The sequence below is a fragment of the Roseinatronobacter sp. S2 genome, assembly GCF_029581395.1.
GTDB lineage: Bacteria > Pseudomonadota > Alphaproteobacteria > Rhodobacterales > Rhodobacteraceae > Roseinatronobacter.
In genome coordinates, this window is sequence record NZ_CP121113.1 from 2,357,015 (window position 1) to 2,370,155 (window position 13,141).

The following is a 13,141-nucleotide window of genomic DNA, read 5'->3' on the forward strand; positions in this document are numbered from 1 at the left end:
GAATGACCGTAAAAGGCCAAAACCAACGCCCCCGTGACCTGCAACAGACTTTAAACCTTTTCCGCCCTGTCCACCTGCGCTTGCAGGCGCGCCACTTCCTGCCGCAATCCGCGCACCAGTGCTTCTGCAAAACGGTTTAGCCGCGCAACGCGCCGGTCATCCAGATGCCGGATCAGAAAGAAACTGCGCGACAGGCTGAAAGTGTCGGGCAGAACCCGCTGGATATCGACGCCTGCGGGAATGGCGAAGTCATGCACCACCGCAATCCCTGCCCCGCTGCGCACCCAGTTGAACTGCACCGCGACCGAATTCGATGTCAGCGCCACCTGCTCCAGCCCCAGTTGCGCCAGATAATCCAGTTCGCGATCAAAAATCATGTCGGGAATATAGCCAATCACCCGATGCGCACGCAGATCCTGCAAATCCCTGATCGGGGGGTGGGCCGCCAGATAGCGCTTTGATGCCGCCAGATGCAGGTCGTACTCAGTGATTTTCTGCACCGACAGCCGCCCTGCTTCGGGGGCCGACACGCCAATGGCCATATCCGCTTCGCGCCGCGACAGGTTGAACACACGCGGCAGCGCGATGATCTGCACCTCCAGTGCGGGGTTTTCCGCGCAGATCGCGGCCACCACTTGCGGCAACAGGTAATTCGCGCAGCCATCGGGCGCGCCAATGCGGATTTGTCCTGACAGGCCGGTTCCGCCGGTGGCCTGCGCGGCGTCGCTGGCGGCAATCAAGGCGGTTTCGGCCTCGATGGCGTGGGGCAACAGGCGCGCGCCGTCATCTGTCAGCGCATAGCCCTGATGCGAGCGCGTGAACAAACGCCGCCCCAGCCCGTCTTCCAGCCGCGTGATGCGGCGGCCCACTGTGGCGGGGTCCAGCCGCAGCACCTGCCCTGCCCGCCCAAGGCTTTCGCCCCGCGCAAGCGCTAGAAACACACGCATGTCATCCCAATCCATCATCATGACAGCCAACGTCACCCTTTGCAAAAATGCAAGACCATTTTGGATTAATCCCTGTTCCCAGCGCGAAAATGCAAGACTATGCTGCACCCCAGATCATTGGACAGGAGGATAGCATGCGAGAGCTTTCACATTGGATTGACGGGCAGCGCGTTTCAGGCACATCAGGGCGGTTTGCCGATGTGTTCAACCCCGCCACGGGCGAGGTTCAGGCGCGTGTCCCGCTGGCATCAAAGGACGAGTTGGATGACGCGGTCGCGCGTGCAGCAACCGCACAGGTCAAATGGGGCGCCACAAACCCCCAACGCCGCGCACGCGTCATGATGGCGGCGGTTCAGCTGATAAACCGTGACATGGACAAGCTGGCGGAGCAGCTGTCATCCGAGCATGGCAAGACATTCCCCGACGCCAAGGGTGATATCCAGCGCGGGCTGGAAGTGATCGAATATTGCATCGGCGCGCCGCAATTGCTGAAGGGCGAATTCACCGACAGCGCTGGCCCCGGCATTGACATGTATTCCATGCGCCAGCCGCTGGGCGTGGTTGCGGGCATCACGCCTTTCAACTTTCCGGCCATGATTCCGCTGTGGAAAATGGGGCCTGCACTGGCCTGCGGCAACGCGATGATCCTGAAACCGTCTGAACGCGACCCGTCCGTGCCGCTGATGTTGGCCGAGATTTTCAAGGAAGCGGGCCTGCCTGACGGCGTGCTGCAAGTGGTCAACGGCGACAAGGAATCGGTCGATGCGATTCTGGACAATGAGATCATCCAGGCCGTGGGCTTTGTAGGCTCCACCCCGATTGCGCATTACATCTATTCGCGCGGATGTGCGGCAGGCAAGCGCGTGCAGTGTTTTGGTGGCGCAAAAAACCACATGATCATCATGCCAGATGCCGATATGGATCTGGCCGCCGATGCGCTGATTGGTGCTGGCTACGGTGCAGCAGGGGAACGTTGCATGGCAATTTCGGTCGCCGTGCCCGTAGGCGAAGGCACGGCAGAGGCGCTGCGCGAACGGCTGGTGCCAAAAATCGAGGCGTTGAAAGTAGGCCCCTGGACCGCAGGCGATGATGTGGATTACGGCCCCGTTGTCACCGCTGCCGCCAAGGAAAACATCGAACGGCTGGTGGAACTCGGCATCGAGCAAGGGGCCGAACTGGCGGTCGATGGTCGCGGATTCAGCCTGCAAGGCTATGAGAACGGCTTCTTTGTCGGCCCACATCTGTTTGACCATGTTACACCTAAGATGGACATCTACCGCAAGGAAATATTCGGCCCTGTTCTGTCGATGGTGCGCGCCGCCAGCTATGAAGAAGCCATCGGCCTGGCGATGGATCATGAATATGGCAACGGCACCGCAATCTTTACCCGCGATGGCGATGCTGCGCGCGATTTTGCGCACCGTATCAATATTGGAATGGTGGGCATCAATGTGCCGATCCCTGTGCCGCTGGCTTATCACACCTTCGGTGGCTGGAAGAAATCGGGCTTTGGCGATCTGAACCAGCACGGGCCGGATGCGTTCAAGTTCTACACCCGCACCAAAACCGTAACATCGCGCTGGCCAAGCGGGATCAAGGAAGGGGCGGCTTTCAACTTCAAGGCCATGGACTAAGACCATCAGGGGGGCTTCGCGCCCCCCTCTTGGCGCTGGCGCGCCAATTCACCCCTTGCGGAGTATTTTACGGCAAGATGAAATATTGCTGAAAGATTCCCGCACTATCGGGGAACTGGACTTTTTGGGAGGATGCAATGGATTTCAGTTTGACCGAGGAGTCGGACGCGATTTTTGATATGGCGCGCGCGTTCGGGGCCGAGCATATCGCACCATTTGCCCGCGCGTGGGAAGCGCAAGGCACCATCCCGAAAGAATTGTGGGGCAAACTGTCAGAGCTGGGCTTTGGGGGCCTCTATGTGCGCGAAGAAAGTGGCGGCGCGGGATTGTCGCGGCTGGATGCGACGCTGATATTTGAAGCGCTGTCCATGGCCTGCCCGTCAGTTGCGGCGTTTTTGTCCATTCACAACATGTGCGCGGCCATGATCGACAAATTCGGGTCCGACCAGATGCGCGCTGATCTGTTGCCGCGCGTGGTCAGCCTGGAGTGTTTCATGTCCTATTGCCTGACCGAACCGGGGTCCGGGTCGGACGCGGCGGCGCTGAAAACGCGCGCCACACGCGACAACGCAGGCTATGTGCTGAACGGCACCAAGGCGTTCATTTCGGGCGCAGGGTATTCGGACGGCTATATTGTCATGGCGCGCACGGGCGAGCATGGGCCGCGCGGCATATCTGCGCTGGTGGTGATGGATGGCGCGCAGGGCTTGAGTTTCGGCGGGCTGGAAGACAAGATGGGCTGGCGGTCCCAGCCCACGCGTCAGGTGCAGTTTGATGATTGCCATGTGGGGGCGGACGCCCTGCTGGGCGAGGAAGGGCACGGGTTCCGCTATGCGATGGCGGGGCTTGACGGGGGGCGGCTGAATATCGCCGCGTGCTCGCTCGGGGGGGCGCAGGCGGCGCTTAATGCGACATTGGCCTATATGGGCGAACGGCACGCTTTTGGCCAAAGCATCGACCAGTTTCAGGCGCTGCAATTCCGGCTGGCGGATATGGAGATCGAGATGCAGGCCGCGCGCGTGTTCCTGCGTCAGGCGGCATGGAAGCTGGACCAAGGCGCGCCGGATGCCACGAAATTCTGCGCCATGGCCAAGAAATTCGTGACCGAAGCGGGCAGCCGCGTGGCTGATCAATGCCTGCAATTACATGGCGGTTATGGATATTTAGGCGATTACGGCATTGAAAAACTGGTGCGTGACCTGCGGGTTCACCAGATTCTGGAGGGGACAAATGAAATCATGCGCCTGATTGTTGCGCGCCAGATGCTGGCGGCGCGCTGATGGCTGATATTCATATCCGCCGCGAGGGGCGCGCAGGCCGCATTTCCCTGACCCGCGCAAAAGCGCTGAATGCGCTGAGTTATGATATGTGCATGGCCATAGATGCAGCACTGGTGGACTGGGCCGATGATGACAGCGTGGCCATCATCGTGATCGATGCCCAAGGGCAAAAAGCGTTCTGCGCAGGGGGTGATATTGCGCAGATGTATGAAACCGGCCGCGCGGGTGATTTCAGCTATGGTCGGAAATTCTGGGCCGATGAATACCGCATGAATGCGCGGCTGGCCGAATATGGCAAGCCTGTCGTTAGCTTCCTGCAGGGCTTTGTCATGGGCGGCGGCGTGGGTGTGGGCTGTCATGCCAGCCACCGTGTCGTATGCGAAAGCAGCCAGATCGCGATGCCTGAATGCAGCATTGGCCTGATACCGGATGTTGGCGGCACATATTTGCTGGCGCGTGCCCCCGGACAGCTTGGCGCATATCTGGGCCTGACAGGCGCGCGCATGGGCGCAGGTGACGCCATTCGCGCGGGGTTTGCCGATCTGTTTGTGCCGGAAGCTGACTGGGACAGTATCAAGGCCGCGCTGGTGGCCAGCGGCAATACCGATGCGCTGGATGCGGGGACACAGGCGCCGCAGGGGCAACTGGCGGCGCATCAGGGCCTGATTGATGCCGCGTTCGGGCACGCGCTGCTTGCGGACATTGTCGCGTCGCTGGATAGGGACGGATCGGATTTCGCGCAACGCACGGCAGCCACGCTGCGGCGCAATTCGCCCCTGGCAATGGCCTGTGCCTTGGAAATGCTGCACGCACGCAGCAAGCACGCGACCATCCGTGATGCGCTGGCGCGGGAGTTTCGCTTCACATGGCGGTCGATGGAACATGCGGATTTTCTGGAAGGCATTCGTGCCGCCATCATCGACAAGGACCGCACACCACACTGGCGCCATGACAGTATCGATGCAGTGCGCGGTGCAGATGTGGCCGCGATGCTGGCGTCCTTGGGACCGGATGAACTGACATTTGCCACAAGCGGGAAGGATTGAGCATGAAAATCGGGTTTATCGGATTGGGCAATATGGGCGGGCCTATGGCCGCCAATCTGGCCAGTGCAGGTCATAAGGTCACAGGGTTCGACCTTGTGGCCCCCTGCCCGCAAGGGGTAGCGCGCGCAACCAGCGCAACGGACGCCGCGGAAGGCGCGGATGTGGTCATAACAATGCTGCCCAATGGTGCGATCCTGCGCGATGTCGCCGCATCGGTCATTCCCGCCATGCGCGCGGGCGCGGTGCTGTGTGACTGCTCCACGGTCGATGTGGACAGCGCGCGCGCGGTGGCGCAGCAGGCTGCCGCCGCAGGGATTGGCGCACTGGATGCGCCCGTGTCGGGCGGGGTCGGCGGTGCCAGCGCGGGCACATTGACCTTTATGGCGGGTGGGTCCGACGCCGCGTTTGCGACCGTCCTGCCGCTGTTTGACATCATGGGCCAGAAGGCCGTTCATTGCGGCTCATCTGGCGCCGGTCAGGCGGCAAAAATCTGCAACAACATGATCCTTGGCGCAACAATGGCCGTTACCTGCGAGGCGTTTGCGCTGGCCGACAAGCTGGGGCTGGACCGCGCGCGTATGTTCGATGTGGTGTCCACATCATCCGGCTATAGCTGGTCAATGAATGCCTATTGCCCCGCCCCCGGCATCGGCCCGCAAAGCCCTGCTGACAATGACTACAAGCCGGGCTTTGCGGCGGAACTGATGCTGAAGGATCTGCGCCTGTCCCAGCAAGCCGCCGAAAGCGTGGACGCCCCCACCCCGATCGGCGCACGCGCAACCGAACTCTATGCCCGTTTTGTCGAAGATGAGGGTGGCAAGGGGCGCGATTTTTCAGCGCTGCTGCCGCATTTCGCGGCGCGCGGGCGCGGCTGATGGGATGGGCGGCGCACGCCCTGCCGGGGCTGGCCCCGCACAGGGTTGCGCAACTTGACGCCCTGCCCCGACAAACCTGCGCGCCAGACCTGCGCCTGTTTCACGCAGGTGATCTGGCGCAAGGGTTCGCCATCGTGCTGGATGGCCGCGTGGAGGTGCACCTGTCCAGCGCATCGGGCCGCGAGATCTTGCTTTATGCCATAGAACCCGGCCAAAGCTGCATTCAGACCACGCTGGGACTGATGGGCGACGCGCCCTATAGCGGCACGGCCACAACGGTCACGCATTGCACGCTTGTCATGATCCCAGCGGCGCTGTTTCATGACCTGATCAATACCTCCTCCACCTTTCGCGGCTTTGTTTTTCGCGCCTTTGCCGCGCGCATGGGGGAAGTGACCGCCTTGCTGGAGCAGGTCGCGTTCATCCGCATTCAGGCGCGACTGGCGCGCGCCTTGCTGGACATGGAAACGGGGGGCGCCATTCACGCCACACATGCAGAACTGGCGGCCAGAATTGGCACGGCACGCGAAGTGATTTCACGGCAACTGGAACGCTGGACAGCAGCGGGCATTCTGCATACTGCGCGCGGCCATGTCAGTATTCGTGACAGGGCCGCATTGCTGGCGCTTGCGAAGTGATCACGCCGCCTGTGTGACCATGTCACAGACAGCACAAGATCGCTGTGATACCTTAGCGCCAGTCAGAAAACATTTAAGGAGTCTGTGTGATGTTGGCACGAAATGTCGGCGGCATCGACCGCGTGTTGCGGATTGTTGTGGGCTTGGCCTTGATTGCAGGGTTCTTCGTGAACGCTGAAGCAAGCTTGCGCTGGCTGTATCTGATCGGAATCGTGCCCTTGGCGACCGGATTGATGCAGACCTGCCCGCTCTATTCCCTGATCGGGGTGAATACCTGTGCTGTGAAAAAATAACCCCGCACAACGCCAGATTGGTGGCATACACCTATGCCACCATTTCTTGCGTTTTTTTCGTCAGAAGGGTCTTGCAGCCCAGCCCCGCCTTGGCTAAACAGCGCTTCACAGTTGGGGTGTAGCCAAGTGGTAAGGCATCGGTTTTTGGTACCGTGTATCGTAGGTTCGAATCCTACCACCCCAGCCAGTTTTCCTGTAAGTATCTGATTTCAGTTTGTGTCTGCGAAGGTGGGCGTGCCTTCACAAATGCTGCATCATTTTGGCGAAACACAGCGCGCGCTTGATTGGTCTTGCGCAGCAGGCGGCGCGTGCAATCAGAAGCTGCCGAACACAGTGCCCAAAGCGATCAGCAGCACCAGCGCGACAACCGGGATAATCACCGCCACCACCGCGATGTCGCGATACGCCTGCCGGTGGGTCAGGCCGCAGATTGTCAGCAGCGTGATCACCGCGCCGTTATGCGGCAGCGCATCCAGCCCCCCTGTCGCCACCGCTGTCACGCGGTGCAGCAGGTCGGGCGCGATCCCTGCCGCCTGCCCCATCTGCATATATGTGTCGCCCAGCGTCGACAGCGCAATGCTCATCCCGCCAGAGGCTGATCCGGTGATCCCCGCCAGAAGGCTGGTGCCGACGGCCAGCGAAATCAGGGGATTGTCGCCCCCCACTGTCACAACCCAGTCCCGGATCAGCCCGAATGCCGAGAGCGAGGCGATCACCGCACCAAACCCCACAAGGCTGGCGGTGTTGAAAATCGGCTTCAGCGAATCTGCGGCGCCGCGGTCCAGTGTGTCTGCCAGATTTGCGCGCAGCCTGCCAAAGTTCAGCGCCACCAGCCCGATTGACGACAGCGTCAGCGCCGCAATGATTGACCACACGCCCCGCAGCGACCCGACATCGGTTGCGCCATATTCGGGCAGACCCAGATAGCCTGTGTCCAGCGCCGGTATGATCACGAAGGTAAAGCACAGGTTCAGCACAATCACCAACACCAATGGCAGCGCCGCCATGGCCCGCGACGGGGGGGTGTCCATCTGCGCGCGTTTTTGCGGGGGTTCGTCATATGTGCCATATCCGGGACCAAGGCTGCGCGCACGCCGTTCCAGCCATTGCCAGCCCAACAGCAGCATGACAGCCCCTGTCAGAAGTCCCAGCCCGGGCGCGGCATAGGGCGTGGTGCCGAAATAGGGCATCGGGATCGCATTCTGGATTGCCGGTGTGCCCGGCAGCGCGGTCATGGTGAAGGTAAACGCGCCAAGCGCAATCGCAGCCGGTATCAGCACCTTGGGCAAATCCGCCTGCCGGAACAGCGCCGATGCAATGGGATAGACCGCAAACGCCACCACAAACAGCGACACGCCCCCATAGGTCATGACCGCGCACGACAGGATCACGGCCAGAATGGCCCGACCGGCCCCAAGCCTGTGAATAATTCCATCTGCCAGAACCTGCGCGCTGCCGGAGGCTTCCATCAGTTTGCCGAACACGGCCCCCAACAGGAACAGTGGAAAATACTGGATGATGAAACCGCCTGCCGCGTGCATGAACACTTGCGTGTAGCTTGCCAGCACGGGGCCGCCCTCGGACAGGGCCACGGCGAGGGTGGCCATCACCGGTGCAAGCAGCAACAGGCTGACGCCGCGATAGGCCAGAAACACCAAAGCGCCAAGCGCGAAAACAATGACGGCAATTCCGGTCATGTCACTTTGCATCCGGCGGCGGGGCGATGCACAATATGGCGCATCACGCGTTCATGCCCTGTATGGCCCGAAGCGACAGGATTGATGCGCGCGCTTTGTGTGTTCAGTGCCATATGTGATCGCCCGCCTTGCTGCACCGCAGCATAAGCCGTCCATCGCGAAGGGTCAATGTGATACGCCCACCTTACGGGCGTTCCATCGCGCCCCGAGTCCGCCTAAGCCCTGCGCAGGCGATACAGGTGCAATCTGTAAAGCGCAGGCGCGGCAATCCGGTTATAGCCCCATGCGGCGATGTGGCGCACAACCGGCAGGTTGGCCACGCGCGCCATCCAGTGCAGCTTTGGCACGGCACGCCATATCAGAACAAATGCCGGAAAGCCGGAAATAATCACCCTGCCCTGCCTTGCATGAATGCGCCGCGTGGCCTGTTCGGGTGTCAGGCCCCAATCGTTCAACGGGGCGCTGTGAAGGTCCACGAAATCCAGCGGGGCGGCCACTTCCATGGCCAGCTTGCGGTAATGCGCAATTTCCGCCGCGCAGATCGGGCATTGCCCGTTATACAGAATTTCCGTTGTCATAACCCCGAACATAGTGCCCGCAGCGCGCGGTCAAGACGCCCCGCGCGGAATTGGGGTTTCATGGCGGTCATATTCCCCCCAATCCGATATATCGGGATAGAACTGGCGCCGCCATGCGCGCACTTTCGGGTTCATGAACCGCCGCCACAAGGGTGGGACCATCGCCAGTGTCGTCAGCGCCGGATAGCCGAATGGCAGTTGCGGGGCCTGATCGGTGCCATAGGTCTGCAACAAGGGAAAACGGCGGTCGGGTTTGGTATGGTGGTCTGAATGGCGTTGCAGGTTGATCATCAGCCAGTTCGATGCCCGATGCGATGCGTTCCAGCTGTGATGCGGGCGCACGGGTTCATATTTTCCGTCCCCCAGATGCCGCCGTGTCAGACCGTAATGTTCAATGTAGTTCGTCAGTTCCAGCTGCCAGATGGCGATTAATGCCTGCCACATGAACAGCACCAGCCCCCATGCGCCGCCAATTACGAAAGCCAGCGCCAGCATTGCGCCCTGAAGGGCGGCGTAGCGCCAGAACGGGTTGGTGCGGTGCCACACCGGCAGGCCCTTGCGCGCCAGCATGGCCGCCTCTGCACGCCACGCAGATGGCGGGCAGTCGCGCAGCACGCGCAGGAAATAGGCCTGAAACCCTTCGCCCATGCGCGCGGTCACAGGGTCGCGCGGGGTGCCGATATAGCGGTGATGCACCTGCAAATGTTCCGACCGGAAATGCGAATACAGCACCGATGCCAGCAGCAGATCGCCCAGCCACCGCTCCATCGCCGTTTTCTGGTGCAGCAGTTCATGGCTATAGACGATGCCAATCACCCCCGACATGACACCCACCCCGAACATCAGCGCCAGTTGCTCCAGCCAGTGCAGATGCGACGTTGTGGCGACCCACCACAGCGCGCCGAAAATGACCACGAATTGCACCGGAAACCAGATCAGCGTGATCAGCCGGTACCAGAACAGATCCGCCAGCGGGGTTTCGGTGTCGGGGTTGTCGTTATACAGGCCGGTGATGAAATCCATCACTGTAAAGGCGACCCAGCCATAAAGCGGCATCAGCGCCAGCCACCAGCCCCCCCAAAGCGCCGCCATCACAACCAATGGCACAAAGCCCAACGACGCCCAGAAGGGAAGCGCTGCGGACAGGCGGCGGAACTGCTGTGGTGTCACGATACTGGCCTTTCACTGATACGGGCCGTGCAATAAAGGGAATTCCCTTCGCCGCGCATGATACCAAAAACCGCGCCACATCAAAGCCCCGCCGGATGCGACAGATTCACACCTTATGCTGCGCCAGCAACCCGTGCATCAGGTCGGGCTGCACGATTTCGATCCAGTAGCCATCAGGGTCGCGGATAAAGGCGATTTCCTTCATCCCCCCCGCGCCCAGCCGCTTCTGGAATGTCACGCCCATCGCATCGAACCGCGCGCAGGCGGCGGCAATATCGGGGACCGCCACGCAGATATGACCAAAGCCCTTGGGGTCGGAATTGCCCGAATGCATGGCCCTGTCATCGTCTTCGGTGCCCCAGTTATGGGTTAGTTCCAACAGGCCCATAGCGCTGAACGCGTGTTCCAGCGACCCGTCGGACTGGTCGGAATGGCCGCGCGGTTGCAGGAAATACAGCGAAAAGCGCGCTTCCTCAAAGTCCAGCCGTGTGACAAGGCGGAACCCCAGCACTTCCTCGTAGAATTCCAGCGCGCGCGCAGGTTCCTTGATGCGCAGCATCGTATGGGTCAGTTTATACTGCGCTGTCTGGGATAGGTCGTTTGTCATGATGCCTTCGTCCTTTTCATATGTCGGTGAAATAAGGGGCCGCCAGCGCATGCGCCTTGCGCATGACAGTCGGCAGCGCGGTCGGGGTGAAATCCTGCGCGGGCACAAACAGCCCCTGCGTGTTCATGGGCAGATGGGCCACTTCCAGCGTCAGGCGCAAGTGGAAATGCGTGAAGGTGTGGCGCACCTCCCCGCCCAGTGGCGTCCAGTCGGCGGCCACGGGCGCGGCAGGTATGGGCGGCATTTCGGCCCATGTACTGCCGGGCCAGCCCAGCATACCGCCCAGCAGCCCGTGATCGGGGCGGCGTTCCATCAGCCATGCCCCGTCCACGCGCCGCCCGACATAGGCGATGCCCAGACGCACAGGAATGGATGCCTTGCGCGATTTCTGCGGCAGCATGGCCGCCGTGCCCGCCACGCGCGCCGCGCAATCGCCCATCAGCGGGCAAATGCCGCAGGCGGGGCTGCGCGGGGTGCACACCGTGGCCCCAAGATCCATGACCGCCTGCGCATAATCGCCCGCCCGCCGCGCAGGTGTCAGACCTGCCGCCAGTGCCGTCAGCCGGGGTTTGGCCGCAGGCAGGGGCGTGTGTTCATCAAACAACCGCGCCATCACACGTTCGACATTGCCATCAACCACGGTTTCAGGATGGTCAAAGGCAATCGCCGCAATCGCCGCCGATGTGTAGGGGCCAATTCCGGGCAATGCCTGCAACCCTTCGCGCGTGTCGGGAAAACCGCCCTGCCCTGCGACCACGCGCGCGCATTTCAGCAGATTGCGCGCCCGCGCATAATATCCAAGCCCCGCCCATTCGGCCATCACATCGGCGTCGTCGGCTGCCGCCAGTGCCTGCACATCGGGCCAGCGGGTGGTGAAGCGGTGAAAATAGTCCTTCACCGCCGCCACGGTGGTTTGTTGCAACATCACTTCCGACAGCCAGATGCGGTAAGGGTCCGGCCGCGCGCCGGAATGTGGCGGTATGCGCCATGGCAAATCGCGGGCGTGGCGGTCATACCAGTCCAGCAACCGTGTTGAAATATCCGTGGCCGCGCTGTCGCGCATGGGTGTGGTCCTTCTTGTCAAATTCGCGTGCGCCCTCTGGCCCTCGGCGTCATAAAGGGTAAACTGCACATCACAACCCGCAAGAGTACATCGCGCATTATGGCAAAAAAACAGTCCCCCAAACCGAATGGCTTCGTGCCACCCGCGCGCCGCAGGCGCGGGTTCGAGGCGGCGTCGGGCCTGTTGAACACGCAGATTCGCAAAGTAGGCGAAGCGCGCGGTTTTGCTGTCAGCCGGCTGCTGACCCATTGGGCCGAAATTGCAGGCACCGATCTGGCCGCCTGCTGCCGCCCCGTCAAGGTCAGCTACGGGCGCGGCGGCCTTGGGGCCACACTGACACTTCTGACAACAGGCGCGGCGGGGCCAATGCTGCAAATGCGCCTGCCCGCCCTGCGCGAGAAGGTGAACGCCTGCTATGGCTATAACGCCATTGCGCGCATCACCCTGACCCAGACCGCGCCCATGGGCTTTTCCGAAGGGCAGGCAGAATTCACCCCCGCCCCCAAACCCGCGCCCAAGGCCCCCGATCCCCACATATTGCGTCAGGCCAAAGCGGTTGCCGATGGCGTGCATGATGACGGGCTGCGCACAGCCCTTGAACGACTGGCAGGAAATGTGCTTTCCAAGGCCTCGAACAACAAAGGACATATCTGATGAACAAAACCCTTATCCCTGCGCTTGCTGTGGTTGCTGCACTGGGGGGCGGTGGCTGGTGGTATATGTCACAAGGCCAGACACAGGCCACTGTGGCCAACGCACAGACACACGGCAGCCTGCACCAGATCCACGAACTGGACATGCCGCTGGGCAACCCTGATGCGCCGGTGGTGGTTGTGGAATATTCATCCTTCACCTGCCCGCATTGCGCGACCTTCAATCAAGGTGCCTATCAACAGATCAAGGAAGAATTCATCGATACCGACCAGATCCTGTATCTGAAGCGCGAGGTTTATTTCGACCGCTACGGCCTGTGGGCGGCAATGGTCGCGCGCTGCGGCGGCGATCAGCGCTATCACGGGCTGGTTGAACTGATCTATGAACAACAGCGCGTCTGGGCGGGGTCGAACGACCCGATGGAAGTTGCCAATAACCTGCGGCGGCTGGGCCGTCAGGCGGGCATGAATGATGCCGAAGTGAATGCCTGTCTGGAAGATGCGGACAAGGCACTTGAACTGACGGAATTCTATCAGGCCAATGCCGAAGCAGATGAAATTCGCGCCACGCCCACCTTCATGATCAACGGGCAGCAATATTCCAACATGCCGTTTTCCGAATTCCAGCAGGTGCTGAACGACCGTCTGGGCAACTGAACC

14 protein-coding genes and 1 tRNA gene are annotated in these 13,141 nt (G+C 61.3%); 9 read left to right on the top strand and 6 right to left on the bottom strand.

Annotated features, from left to right (window positions below; translation table 11 throughout):
- Nucleotides 1–50 precede the first annotated feature (50 nt).
- Nucleotides 51–962, bottom strand: coding sequence for a LysR family transcriptional regulator (locus P8S53_RS11265; RefSeq protein WP_306417916.1), 912 nt, complete (start codon nucleotides 960–962; stop codon nucleotides 51–53).
- 119 nt (nucleotides 963–1,081) lie between these two features.
- Here P8S53_RS11265 and P8S53_RS11270 point away from each other — a divergent pair, with 119 nt between their 5' ends.
- From P8S53_RS11270 to P8S53_RS11300, 7 genes are all read left to right on the top strand, one after another.
- Nucleotides 1,082–2,581: a CoA-acylating methylmalonate-semialdehyde dehydrogenase gene (locus P8S53_RS11270; protein ID WP_277804064.1), complete on the top strand. Its 1,500-nt coding sequence runs from the start codon at nucleotides 1,082–1,084 to the stop codon at nucleotides 2,579–2,581.
- Nucleotides 2,582–2,718: 137 nt separating this feature from the next.
- The gene (locus P8S53_RS11275; protein WP_277804065.1) at nucleotides 2,719–3,861 is read left to right on the top strand and encodes an acyl-CoA dehydrogenase family protein; all 1,143 of its coding nucleotides are present in this window, start codon (nucleotides 2,719–2,721) and stop codon (nucleotides 3,859–3,861) included.
- Nucleotides 3,861–4,907 (top strand): enoyl-CoA hydratase/isomerase family protein, encoded by a 1,047-nt coding sequence (locus P8S53_RS11280; protein ID WP_277804066.1) that lies wholly within the window; start codon nucleotides 3,861–3,863, stop codon nucleotides 4,905–4,907. The genes P8S53_RS11275 and P8S53_RS11280 overlap by 1 nt, the downstream gene beginning before the upstream one ends.
- Before the next feature lie 2 nt (nucleotides 4,908–4,909).
- On the top strand, nucleotides 4,910–5,782 hold the full coding sequence (mmsB, locus tag P8S53_RS11285) for a 3-hydroxyisobutyrate dehydrogenase (RefSeq protein WP_277806705.1): 873 nt from the start codon (nucleotides 4,910–4,912) through the stop codon (nucleotides 5,780–5,782).
- Nucleotides 5,782–6,420, top strand: a complete 639-nt coding sequence (locus P8S53_RS11290) for a Crp/Fnr family transcriptional regulator (protein ID WP_277804067.1) — start codon at nucleotides 5,782–5,784, stop codon at nucleotides 6,418–6,420. Before mmsB ends, P8S53_RS11290 begins: the two co-directional genes overlap by 1 nt.
- An 89-nt stretch (nucleotides 6,421–6,509) precedes the next feature.
- Nucleotides 6,510–6,713 (top strand): DUF2892 domain-containing protein, encoded by a 204-nt coding sequence (locus P8S53_RS11295; protein ID WP_306417799.1) that lies wholly within the window; start codon nucleotides 6,510–6,512, stop codon nucleotides 6,711–6,713.
- Between the two features lie 112 nt (nucleotides 6,714–6,825).
- A tRNA-Gln gene (locus tag P8S53_RS11300) sits at nucleotides 6,826–6,900 on the top strand.
- Nucleotides 6,901–7,027: 127 nt separating this feature from the next.
- On the opposite strand, the gene P8S53_RS11305 is transcribed toward P8S53_RS11300, so the two are convergent.
- From P8S53_RS11305 to P8S53_RS11325, 5 genes are all read right to left on the bottom strand, one after another.
- Nucleotides 7,028–8,410: a GntP family permease gene (locus P8S53_RS11305; RefSeq protein WP_277804068.1), complete on the bottom strand. Its 1,383-nt coding sequence runs from the start codon at nucleotides 8,408–8,410 to the stop codon at nucleotides 7,028–7,030.
- A 215-nt stretch (nucleotides 8,411–8,625) separates the two neighbouring features.
- A complete protein-coding gene (locus P8S53_RS11310) occupies nucleotides 8,626–8,988 on the bottom strand; it encodes a DUF393 domain-containing protein (RefSeq protein ID WP_277804069.1) in 363 nt (120 codons plus the stop codon).
- A gap of 30 nt (nucleotides 8,989–9,018) precedes the next feature.
- The gene (locus tag P8S53_RS11315) at nucleotides 9,019–10,161 is read right to left on the bottom strand and encodes an alkane 1-monooxygenase (protein WP_306417917.1); all 1,143 of its coding nucleotides are present in this window, start codon (nucleotides 10,159–10,161) and stop codon (nucleotides 9,019–9,021) included.
- 103 nt (nucleotides 10,162–10,264) lie between these two features.
- Nucleotides 10,265–10,765 carry a lactoylglutathione lyase gene (gene gloA / locus P8S53_RS11320; protein ID WP_277804071.1) on the bottom strand — a complete coding sequence of 167 codons (501 nt, stop codon included), beginning with the start codon at nucleotides 10,763–10,765 and terminating at the stop codon, nucleotides 10,265–10,267.
- A 16-nt stretch (nucleotides 10,766–10,781) separates the two neighbouring features.
- Nucleotides 10,782–11,828, bottom strand: coding sequence for an A/G-specific adenine glycosylase (locus tag P8S53_RS11325; protein ID WP_277804072.1), 1,047 nt, complete (start codon nucleotides 11,826–11,828; stop codon nucleotides 10,782–10,784).
- Nucleotides 11,829–11,927: 99 nt separating this feature from the next.
- Between P8S53_RS11325 and P8S53_RS11330 the strand changes: the two genes are divergently transcribed.
- Together P8S53_RS11330 and P8S53_RS11335 are read left to right on the top strand one after the other, a co-directional pair.
- Nucleotides 11,928–12,482: a DUF721 domain-containing protein gene (locus P8S53_RS11330; protein ID WP_277804073.1), complete on the top strand. Its 555-nt coding sequence runs from the start codon at nucleotides 11,928–11,930 to the stop codon at nucleotides 12,480–12,482.
- A complete protein-coding gene (locus tag P8S53_RS11335; RefSeq protein ID WP_277804074.1) occupies nucleotides 12,482–13,138 on the top strand; it encodes a DsbA family protein in 657 nt (218 codons plus the stop codon). Before P8S53_RS11330 ends, P8S53_RS11335 begins: the two co-directional genes overlap by 1 nt.
- Nucleotides 13,139–13,141 lie beyond the last annotated feature (3 nt).

Excerpts from the sequence above, each read along its gene's own strand:
- P8S53_RS11265 (WP_306417916.1), bottom strand. The coding sequence starts at position 962 with ATGGATTGGGATGACATGCGTGTGTTTCTAGCGCTTGCGCGGGGCGAA.
- P8S53_RS11270 (WP_277804064.1), top strand. The coding sequence starts at position 1,082 with ATGCGAGAGCTTTCACATTGGATTGACGGGCAGCGCGTTTCAGGCACA.
- P8S53_RS11275 (WP_277804065.1), top strand. The coding sequence starts at position 2,719 with ATGGATTTCAGTTTGACCGAGGAGTCGGACGCGATTTTTGATATGGCG.
- P8S53_RS11280 (WP_277804066.1), top strand. The coding sequence starts at position 3,861 with ATGGCTGATATTCATATCCGCCGCGAGGGGCGCGCAGGCCGCATTTCC.
- mmsB (WP_277806705.1), top strand. The coding sequence starts at position 4,910 with ATGAAAATCGGGTTTATCGGATTGGGCAATATGGGCGGGCCTATGGCC.
- P8S53_RS11290 (WP_277804067.1), top strand. The coding sequence starts at position 5,782 with ATGGGATGGGCGGCGCACGCCCTGCCGGGGCTGGCCCCGCACAGGGTT.
- P8S53_RS11295 (WP_306417799.1), top strand. The coding sequence starts at position 6,510 with ATGTTGGCACGAAATGTCGGCGGCATCGACCGCGTGTTGCGGATTGTT.
- P8S53_RS11305 (WP_277804068.1), bottom strand. The coding sequence starts at position 8,410 with ATGACCGGAATTGCCGTCATTGTTTTCGCGCTTGGCGCTTTGGTGTTT.
- P8S53_RS11310 (WP_277804069.1), bottom strand. The coding sequence starts at position 8,988 with ATGACAACGGAAATTCTGTATAACGGGCAATGCCCGATCTGCGCGGCG.
- gloA (WP_277804071.1), bottom strand. The coding sequence starts at position 10,765 with ATGACAAACGACCTATCCCAGACAGCGCAGTATAAACTGACCCATACG.
- P8S53_RS11325 (WP_277804072.1), bottom strand. The coding sequence starts at position 11,828 with ATGCGCGACAGCGCGGCCACGGATATTTCAACACGGTTGCTGGACTGG.
- P8S53_RS11330 (WP_277804073.1), top strand. The coding sequence starts at position 11,928 with ATGGCAAAAAAACAGTCCCCCAAACCGAATGGCTTCGTGCCACCCGCG.
- P8S53_RS11335 (WP_277804074.1), top strand. The coding sequence starts at position 12,482 with ATGAACAAAACCCTTATCCCTGCGCTTGCTGTGGTTGCTGCACTGGGG.